The organism is Frankia sp. CcCS3 (genome assembly GCF_977927575.1).
The window spans coordinates 1-8,096 of sequence record NZ_CDWRCL010000186.1; the positions used below are offsets into that span (position 1 = coordinate 1).

Annotated in this window: 9 protein-coding genes; 3 read left to right on the top strand and 6 right to left on the bottom strand. The window is 70.6% G+C overall.

From position 1 onward, the window contains the following. A partial coding sequence (locus AC08OQ_RS15000) for a sensor histidine kinase (protein ID WP_476612130.1) occupies positions 1-1,265 on the top strand: 1,265 nt, incomplete at its 5' end. Between the two features lie 414 nt (positions 1,266-1,679). Here AC08OQ_RS15000 and AC08OQ_RS15005 read toward each other — a convergent pair. Further along, on the bottom strand, positions 1,680-1,928 hold the full coding sequence (locus tag AC08OQ_RS15005; RefSeq protein ID WP_011438134.1) for a WhiB family transcriptional regulator: 249 nt from the start codon (positions 1,926-1,928) through the stop codon (positions 1,680-1,682). 569 nt (positions 1,929-2,497) lie between these two features. Here AC08OQ_RS15005 and AC08OQ_RS15010 point away from each other — a divergent pair. After that, positions 2,498-3,271: a glycerophosphodiester phosphodiesterase gene (locus tag AC08OQ_RS15010; protein ID WP_462186222.1), complete on the top strand. Its 774-nt coding sequence runs from the start codon at positions 2,498-2,500 to the stop codon at positions 3,269-3,271. 27 nt (positions 3,272-3,298) lie between these two features. Here AC08OQ_RS15010 and AC08OQ_RS15015 read toward each other — a convergent pair whose 3' ends face one another. Then, positions 3,299-4,276, bottom strand: coding sequence for a diacylglycerol/lipid kinase family protein (locus AC08OQ_RS15015; RefSeq protein ID WP_476601570.1), 978 nt, complete (start codon positions 4,274-4,276; stop codon positions 3,299-3,301). A 152-nt stretch (positions 4,277-4,428) separates the two neighbouring features. Here AC08OQ_RS15015 and AC08OQ_RS15020 point away from each other — a divergent pair, with 152 nt between their 5' ends. Next, positions 4,429-4,890 (top strand): hypothetical protein, encoded by a 462-nt coding sequence (locus AC08OQ_RS15020; RefSeq protein WP_462186224.1) that lies wholly within the window; start codon positions 4,429-4,431, stop codon positions 4,888-4,890. 9 nt (positions 4,891-4,899) lie between these two features. Here AC08OQ_RS15020 and AC08OQ_RS15025 read toward each other — a convergent pair whose 3' ends face one another. The 4 genes from AC08OQ_RS15025 to AC08OQ_RS15040 form a co-directional block, all read right to left on the bottom strand. After that, positions 4,900-5,916, bottom strand: coding sequence for an RNA polymerase sigma factor SigF (locus tag AC08OQ_RS15025; RefSeq protein ID WP_462186225.1), 1,017 nt, complete (start codon positions 5,914-5,916; stop codon positions 4,900-4,902). Continuing rightward, complete coding sequence (locus AC08OQ_RS15030) at positions 5,913-6,449, bottom strand: ATP-binding protein (protein WP_476591624.1); 537 nt, start codon at positions 6,447-6,449, stop codon at positions 5,913-5,915. Before AC08OQ_RS15030 ends, AC08OQ_RS15025 begins: the two co-directional genes overlap by 4 nt. Before the next feature lie 294 nt (positions 6,450-6,743). After that, positions 6,744-7,316, bottom strand: coding sequence for an N-acetyltransferase family protein (locus tag AC08OQ_RS15035; protein ID WP_476601569.1), 573 nt, complete (start codon positions 7,314-7,316; stop codon positions 6,744-6,746). Next, positions 7,313-7,936 carry a dTDP-4-dehydrorhamnose 3,5-epimerase family protein gene (locus AC08OQ_RS15040; protein ID WP_476601571.1) on the bottom strand — a complete coding sequence of 208 codons (624 nt, stop codon included), beginning with the start codon at positions 7,934-7,936 and terminating at the stop codon, positions 7,313-7,315. The genes AC08OQ_RS15035 and AC08OQ_RS15040 overlap by 4 nt, the downstream gene beginning before the upstream one ends. Between the last annotated feature and the right edge of the window lie 160 nt (positions 7,937-8,096).

Sequence of the window (8,096 nt, forward strand, 5' to 3'; positions counted from 1 at the left end):
CCGGTCCGACCGCGTACCACAACGACGAGGTCGGCAGCGTCGTGATCAATCGCTGGGTGGTCCAGAACGCCTGGCGGGAACACCGGATCGCGCGGGAGGGCGAGCCCGAGTGGGACGGCGGGGTCCCGGTGCGGACCGAGGCGATCCCGGTCCGGCGGGGTGACGAGGTGATCGCCGTCCTCGCCCGGGACACCAACCTCGCGACCACCCGGACGCCGAGCGCGCTGGAGTCGGCTTATCTGCAGGGTGCCAACAACCTGGCCCTGATGATCGCCGAGGGCGCCTTTCCGTTCCGCGGCAGCTCGGCGGAGCTTCCCGAGTCCCCCCGGGTGGGCGACGGCATGATGCGGCTCGACGGCGCCGGAAAGGTGATCTTCGCGAGCCCGAACGCGCTCTCGGCGTACCGCCGGCTCGGCTACACCGGCAATGTCACGGGCGAGGACCTCCGCTCCGTGCACCGGGCGCTGAACCTGTCCGCCGCGACCCCGGCGGTCTGGCACGCGCTCGGCCGGCGTCGGCCGGTGGAGGTGGAAGCCGCGGTCGGGAGCACGGTGGTGCTCTTGCGGGCGATCCCGCTCTTTCCCGGGGCGACCCGGGAGGTGCTGGTACTCGTCCGGGACGTCTCCGAGCTGCGTCGCCGCGAGGCGCTGCTGCTGAGTAAGGACGCGACGATCCATGAGATTCATCACAGAGTCAAGAACAATCTACAGACCGTAGCCGCCCTGCTGCGGTTGCAGATGCGGCGGACGAAGGCCGACGAGGCGCGCTCGGCGCTGCGGGAGTCGGTGCGCCGGGTCACCTCGATCGCGGTCGTGCACGAGACGCTGTCCCAGAGTCTGGGGGAGAGCGTGCCGTTCGACGAGATCGCCGACCAGATCACCTCGGTCACGGTGGATCTGGCCTCCACCGGGGCTCGGGCGAACACCCGCCGGACCGGGTCGTTCGGGCGGCTTCCCGGCGAACTCGCCACCCCGTTGGCTCTTGTGCTTTCCGAACTTCTACAGAATGCTGTAGAACATGCGTTCGACGGTTCGGCGGGTTCCATCGAGATCCGGGTCAGCCGCCTGGCAGACCGGCTTGATGTCGTCGTGGCCGACGACGGTGCCGGGCTGCCCGAGGACTTCCAGCTCGAGCACTCGCCAAGGCTGGGGTTGCAGATCGTCCGCCAGCTGGTGCTGGGCGAGATGCACGGCACCATCCGGCTCCAAGCCGGTCCAGAGTGCGGGACGGAGGCGCTCCTGTCGATCCCACTTTCTGAAAGTTGAGTGTTTAGGGTGCCCGGGAGGGGGTATCCCCCAAGATGTGTCCCTCGTCCATGGCCGTCGTGCCGATGTGGCGTGCTCGTGGGGGCCCGGGTCGGGAGCGTCCCGGGCGGTGGCTCGCCTGAGCGGGCCCGATCGCCGGGAGGCGCGGTCGGGGGCGGAAAACATTACGGCCGCCCCGTCCGCGTCGCGCCGCATTGCTGCGGCGGGCGCGCGGACAGAACGGCCGATGCTGCTGCCAGCTACCCCCGTGCTGCGGTACGGGTTGTGGCATGACCTCATGCGGCGACCACTGTGGTCCGCCGGTGCCGGTTCCGGCGGGCAGGGCCTGCCGCGAGCGGGTGTTGTTGTTCGGACCCGGGACGTGGTGCCGGTTCCTCGGGCGCTGTCGGCCCGCCGGCGGGGACGGTCTTGCGGTCAGGCGGTTCGAACCCGGAGTCGGACCTGGCGCTTAAGCGCCCGGCGTTCGTCCTCGCTCATCCCGCCCCAGACACCGGAGTCCTGCCCGGTGTCCAGTGCCCAGTTGAGGCAGTCACTCGTGACTGCGCACCGCGCGCAAACGGCCTTTGCCTCTTCGACCTGGCGTTCCGCCGGACCGGTTGTACCGATCGGGAAGAAGAGCTCGGGATCCTCGTCACGGCAGAGCGCTCTGTGGCGCCAGTCCATGCGTACAACTCCCTCTCTCGTCTCGGGCCACACTGCACATGAGACGCTTTGTGAGCCGCTACGGTTGTGCCGAGGTGAAAATAAATTGAGCAGGATGTCTGCTCGGCCTCGGCGGCGGGCCGTAGAGCGGGTTGCCGGGTGTCGGTGAGCCCGGGTGCACGTGCATCCACCTCGGACATTCGCCACCCTCCCACCCGAACAGGCAACGGCGCAAGAACCTGCAAGCCTCTTCACAGCCTGGCTGGCCTGCACTTGTCCGGCAGGGACACAGGCGGACCACGGGGGGCGGCCGTCTCCTTAGCTGGCCGAAGTGTCACGGGAGCCCCGATTGCCAGGGGATGTCACACTCCGTCGCACCGATCGTCACCGGTGCGGCCGGTGGGCGGCCCGGATCCTCGGCGATCAAGCCGCCGATGTCAGGCCAGTCGGTCATGGATCCGTTCTGTGCTGTCCGGGGGCTGCCCGAGGGCTGTCTGAGGGCTGTCTGAGGGCTGCTCCGGCGCCGGTGTGCGCCGTCATCCCGGCCCGATCTGACCCGCTCGCGCCGCCGGAGCTGGCAGGGTTGGAGCATGGAGGTTCTCGGTCATCGTGGCAGCAGGGTTCCCGGCCCGGAGAACACGGTCGAGGCGGTGGATGCCGCGTTGCGGGTGGGCGCCGACGGTGTCGAGGTCGACGTGCGGCGCAGCGCGGACGGCGACCTGGTCTGCGTGCACGACGCGCGGCTGTCCCGCCCCGCCGGCCGGGCGGTGGTCCGGCGGACCACGGCGGCGCTGCGGGCCCGGGGCATTCCCCTGCTCGATGAGATCCTTGACGTGTGGGATCGTCGCGGTCGGCTCATCTGTGAGATCAAGAACCAGCCCGGGCAGCCGGACTTCGACGCACCCCGGGAGCAGACCGCGCGCCGGCTCGCCGAGACGCTGCGGGCCCGGGGATGGGCCGGCCGCCGGCCGGACGCCGCCGACCTCGACGCCGGTGCCGGCGGCATCACGGTGTCGTCGTTCGACTGGTTCGCCATCGAGGCGGTGCGTGACGCCGGCCTCGCGGTCACGACGGCGTTCCTCACCATGCCCCGGATGTCGGTGAGCGGCGGCCTCGCCTACGCACGGTCGGCGGGCCACACCGAACTGCATGTGCACACCAGCGCGGTGCTCGGCACCTCCGACGCGGCTGGACGGGCACGCGAGGCCGGCGTCCGGTTGATCACCTGGACGGTGACCAGCGTCGAGGACGCCCGGCGGATCCGCGACGCGGGCGTCACCGGGGCGATCTGCGACGACCCCGTGGAGATCCGCCAGGCACTGTCCCGGCCGGACGGGACCCCCACCACGGCGCTCGACGCCTGAGCGGACATTCTCCCGGGCGGGCAGCCGTCAGGCGACGACGCGCAGCGCGTGCGGATGGTGGGTCAGCAGCACCTCGGAGAACATCCCGAGATACTCGCCGTCCATCTGCACCGGCAGGGGTGTGTCCGTGGAGAAGCGAATCGACGACGTGTCGTGGCGGCGCACCACGTTGCGACCGCGCGGACCCTCGCCATCGGTGAGTATCCGCGAGGCGGCCCACAGCACGCTGGGCAACCGCACCCGCCGCAGCGCGAGGAGGTCCAGACCGGTGTCGAAGGACGCGTCCGGGCAGGCGAGGACGGGACGGGAGTTGAGGTAGGTCCACGGGTGGGTGTTGCAGACGATGCAGAAGGCGATGTGCTCCTCGGCCCGCCCGCCCGCTGGGCCGGTGCTCCCGGGGTCGAGGGCCGAGCCGGCGTCGGTGGTCGTCAGGGTGATGGGCGAACCGCGGCGGTCGGTGCCGTGGAGGATCTGACCCGCCGCGGTCCGCAGGAACAGGCCGGCGGTGTTGCGCCTGCCCTCGCCACGCTTCTCCTCGACCCGCGCGACGACCTGGGCATCCAGACCGATGCCGAAACAGAACGTGAACCAGCGCCGTTCGTCGCCGTACTGAGCCTGGCCGAGGCTGATCCGCCGGGTGCGGCCCTCGCGGAGCGCGCGCAGCAGCTCGCCGGTCGCCTCCACCGGTGACGCAGAGTAGCCTAGCGCGCGGGCGAAGACGTTGGTGCTGCCACCCGGGACCACGGCGAACGCTGGGCCGCCCGGTACCGGACCGTTCTGGAGCAGTCCGTTGATGATCTCGTTGACGGTACCGTCCCCACCGAGCGCAATCACCACGTCGACGCCGAGTTCGACCGCTCTGGCCCCCAGCTCCACCCCGTGCGCCCGCCCCTTGGTGACCACAGTCTCCAGGGCGAGGTCCGCGGCGAGCGCGCTGGCGAGGACGTCACGAACACGTTCGGTCGTAGCAGTGGCGACGGGGTTGACGACCAACAGCCCTCGCATGCCTCCACCGTAGTCCGCCTGGTCATCCGGGTCGCCGGCTGGGAAAACTCTCACACCGTTGGAATCCGGCGGACACCGTCCGGAGGGTCCCCGGGGGCACTGGCCGACGGCCCCGGGAACGCCGACGGCCCCGGAAACGTAGTGTCGGGGATATGGGATCCACGAGTCATCCCGATCAGCCGGCGGCCGGCCGCTTCGGCACACTGCGGCAGGCTGCTCGCGCGGCGTCCGTGCCCACTCGGGTGGCGTCCGTCCTGCTCGCCATCGAGGCGCTGACCCTGCTGGCCCTCGGAATCCTGCAGGTGCTGCGCGGCTTCGGGCCGGACATCGACGACGTGGGTCGTGCCGAGAGCGGTGGGGTGCTCGCCATCGTCGGCGGGCTCGGTGTGGCGGTCCTCGCGGGAGGCGTGCTGCGCAACGGCGCATCCTTCCGCTCGCCCACCCTGGTCGTGCAGATCCTGTGCCTGCCGGTGGCGTGGGGGCTGGTGCAGTCCGGCCGCTACGGCTACGGCATCCCGCTGCTCGTCGTGCCCCTTGTCATCGTCGTCGCGTTGCTGCTGGCCGGTGGGCTCGGGCCGGCGGTCCCGCCTCGGCGCGGCGGCGGGACCGGGTGACGGGTCCGCTCAGCCGTCCTCGAGCAGGCCGCGCCGCAGTTGGGCCAGCGTCCGAGCCAGGAGCCGGGACACATGCATCTGGGAGATGCCGAGCTCGGTCGCGATCTGGGACTGGGTCATGTTGCCGAAGAACCGCAGCAGCAGGATGCGCTTCTCCCGCGGCGGGAGCTTCTCCAACAGCGGCTTGAGGGACTCGCGGTACTCGACGCCCTCCAGGGACTCGTCCTGGACGCCGAGGGTGTCCGCGACGGCGGGTGCCTCGTCGTCGCCGGAGTCCGGCGCGTCGAGGGAGACCGCCGAGTAGGCGTTCGCCGACTCCAGCCCCTCGAGGACGTCCTCTTCGCTCATCTGCAGATGCCGGGCGATCTCACTCACCGTGGGGGAGCGGCCCAGCGTCTGGGAGAGCTCGGAGGTCGCCTTCGTCAGGGAGAGTTTGAGCTCCTGAAGGCGGCGGGGGACCCGGATGGCCCAGCCTTTGTCCCGGAAGTGCCGCTTGATCTCACCGACAATGGTCGGGGTGGCGTAGGTCGAGAACTCCACCCCACGTTCCGGATCGAATCGGTCCACCGATTTGATCAATCCGATGGTGGCCACCTGGATGAGGTCGTCGAGCGGCTCGCCCCGGTTGCGAAAACGGCGGGCGAGGTACTCCACCAGCGGCAGGTGCATCCGGACGAGCTGATCGCGGACGGCGGAGCGTTCGGGATCGTCCTCGGGTAGCTCGGCGAGGCGGACGAACAGCGTGCGGGCCAAGGCCCGGTCGGGCGAATGCGCGCGGTCGGGCCGATCGCTCTCCCCGTCGATCGCCGTACCGTCCACCGCCGGGTTCGGTAGTGCCTGGGTCGTCACCTCGGGGCCGAGATCGCTGTCGATCCCCGGGTGGTCGTCGAGCACGGATCCCCGTTGACTCAACGCCGCTACCGGGTCTACGGTGGACACCGGGTCATGATCAGATGCGTCGCGACCGGATACGTCGTGATCAGGTACCGTGCGCGGTGGGGTCGGAGTTCTCCCGGTCGGCGTCACGACGTACCTACCGTGTCGCCCAATGGAGTCTCTCTGGACGCACCCGACCCCCGGACGTGGCCGGCCGGAGGCTCACCGAGGCTGGCGCGCACGCCCCTGCGCTTCTGCAGGGCAATGCTCACCCGCGACCCCGGGCCCGTCGAGGTCTGCACGTCGCCCGCCAGCGCCTTGAGCACGGTCCAGGCAAAGGTGTCCTCGGAGGGCTGCTCGCCGTCCAGGCTCTCGACCGTCACCAAGACGTGCATTACCCCCGGCGAGAGGGTGAACGTGCAGTCCAGCGAGGAACCCGGCACGGCCGAGACGAGCAGCAGGGCGCACGCCTCGTCCACGGCGATCCGGAGATCCTCGATGTCGTCGAGAGTGAAGTCGAGGCGGGCCGCCAGCGAGGCCGTCGCCGTGCGCAGGACGGTGAGGTAGGCGCTCGCGGCGGGCAGGGTGAGCGCAACCACGTCGCGTAGGCCGCCTGAGTGGGCGGTTTGGCTGTCGATGGTGTCGGAGCTCTCCGCGCCGCCGGTCGAAGGCGTCGGATCCACGTTCCTACCCCCAAAGAGCCTGCGTCGTGCGAGGACGGCGCCTCGCGGGTGTCCTGCCGACCAAGGTCGATCAGATGATGATATTCTCGGCGGCTCCTCTCCCACCCGTCGACGGGTCGAGTATTCCGCTCCCGACCATGATGTCCCGCATGGGCGGATGGTTTCCGCTCCGTCGGCGGCCGGGCGGCGGCCACCGACTCCACCGTACCCAGCCGCCGATGGGTACCGCAGGTCGGGTGATCGTAAGCTGCTGCATCCGGCCTGTCTGGCCGTCGCCGGCTCTGGCGGTGCGGCTCAGGTAGTGCCGGCTCTGGCGGTGCCGGCCGCAGCGATGCCGGCCGCATCGCTGCCGGCACCGACGCCGGCCAGTGCGGTGATGGCGCCGGCGCCCAGGCGCCAGGTCGTCCAGCCCTCGATCGGCCCCGCGCCGAGGGAGCGGTAGAACGCCTGCGCCGGGGCGTTCCAGTCCAGTACCGCCCATTCCATGCGCCGGTAGCCGCGGTCGGCGCAGATCGCCGCGAGAGTGGTGAGCAGGGCCTGCCCGTGACCACGGCGGCGGTGGCCCGGCCGGACGAACAGATCAACGAGGTACATCCCGGTCTGGCCGGTCCAGGTGGAGAAGGTCGGGTGCCAGAGCGCGAAGCCGACGACCTGTGGTGGGGTGACGACCTGTGGTGGGGTGGAGTCGCCGGTAGGGTGGTCTGCGGTGGCCACCAGGCAGTGGGCGGCCGGCACCGGTCCGAACAGGGCCGTGTCGAGATCGGCGGGCGTCATGGCGACGGCGGCCGGCTCCTTCTCGTACGCGGCGAGTTCGGTGACCAGGTGGTGGACGACCTTGACGTCTCCGGGGCCGGCCACCCGGATCACCGGATGTCCCCGGCGGCGCTCGCCGAGCGGAGTTCGGCGTACAGGGCCCGGCAGGCGCGATAGTCGGGCAGCAGGCCAGCCGCCTCCGCCTCTTTGAGTGACGGCGCCGCGGTGTCCTTGTCGGACAGCAACGGTACGAGATCGTCGGGCCAGGGCAGCGCGAGATCGGGGTCGAGTGGGTGGACCCCGTACTCGCGCCCGGGGGTGTACGGGGTCGAGCACAGGTAGGAGATCGCGGCGTCGTCGGTGAGCGCCATGAAGGCGTGCCCGAGACCCTCCGCGACATACAGGCCCCGCCGGTCGACGTCGTCGAGGACGACCGCCGCGAACGTCCCGTAGGTCGGTGAGCCGACCCTGATGTCGACGACGCAGTCCAGCACCCGGCCGTGCACGCACGTCACGTACTTCGCCTGACTGGGGGGGACCTGCGCGTAGTGCACCCCGCGCAGCGTGCCGGCCCGGCTCACGCTGTGGTTGGCCTGCGACAGGGTGAGCGGATGTCCCACCGCCTCGGCGAGAGCGTCCGAGCGGAACCACTCCAGGAAGGTCCCGCGGCTGTCGGAGTGCTGACGTGGGGTGAACACCCAGGCGTCCGGAACCGATAGTTCGCTGATCTCCACGTGTGCGAAGGTACCGGTTCGCTCCCGCGCCTCCCAGGACGCCGGACCACGCGTCGGACCCGAGCCGGCCCCGGACTCCGGCCGTGACGGAGGGGCCGCGGTGAAGTAGGTGACAAATTTCACCCGCTTCTCCCGCTCCTTGGTGTCGGTAAAAGAGGAC

Coding starts and splice junctions, on each gene's coding strand:
- AC08OQ_RS15005 (WP_011438134.1), bottom strand. CDS start 1,928: ATGGACTGGCGCCACAGAGCGCTCTGCCGTGACGAGGATCCCGAGCTC.
- AC08OQ_RS15010 (WP_462186222.1), top strand. CDS start 2,498: ATGGAGGTTCTCGGTCATCGTGGCAGCAGGGTTCCCGGCCCGGAGAAC.
- AC08OQ_RS15015 (WP_476601570.1), bottom strand. CDS start 4,276: ATGCGAGGGCTGTTGGTCGTCAACCCCGTCGCCACTGCTACGACCGAA.
- AC08OQ_RS15020 (WP_462186224.1), top strand. CDS start 4,429: ATGGGATCCACGAGTCATCCCGATCAGCCGGCGGCCGGCCGCTTCGGC.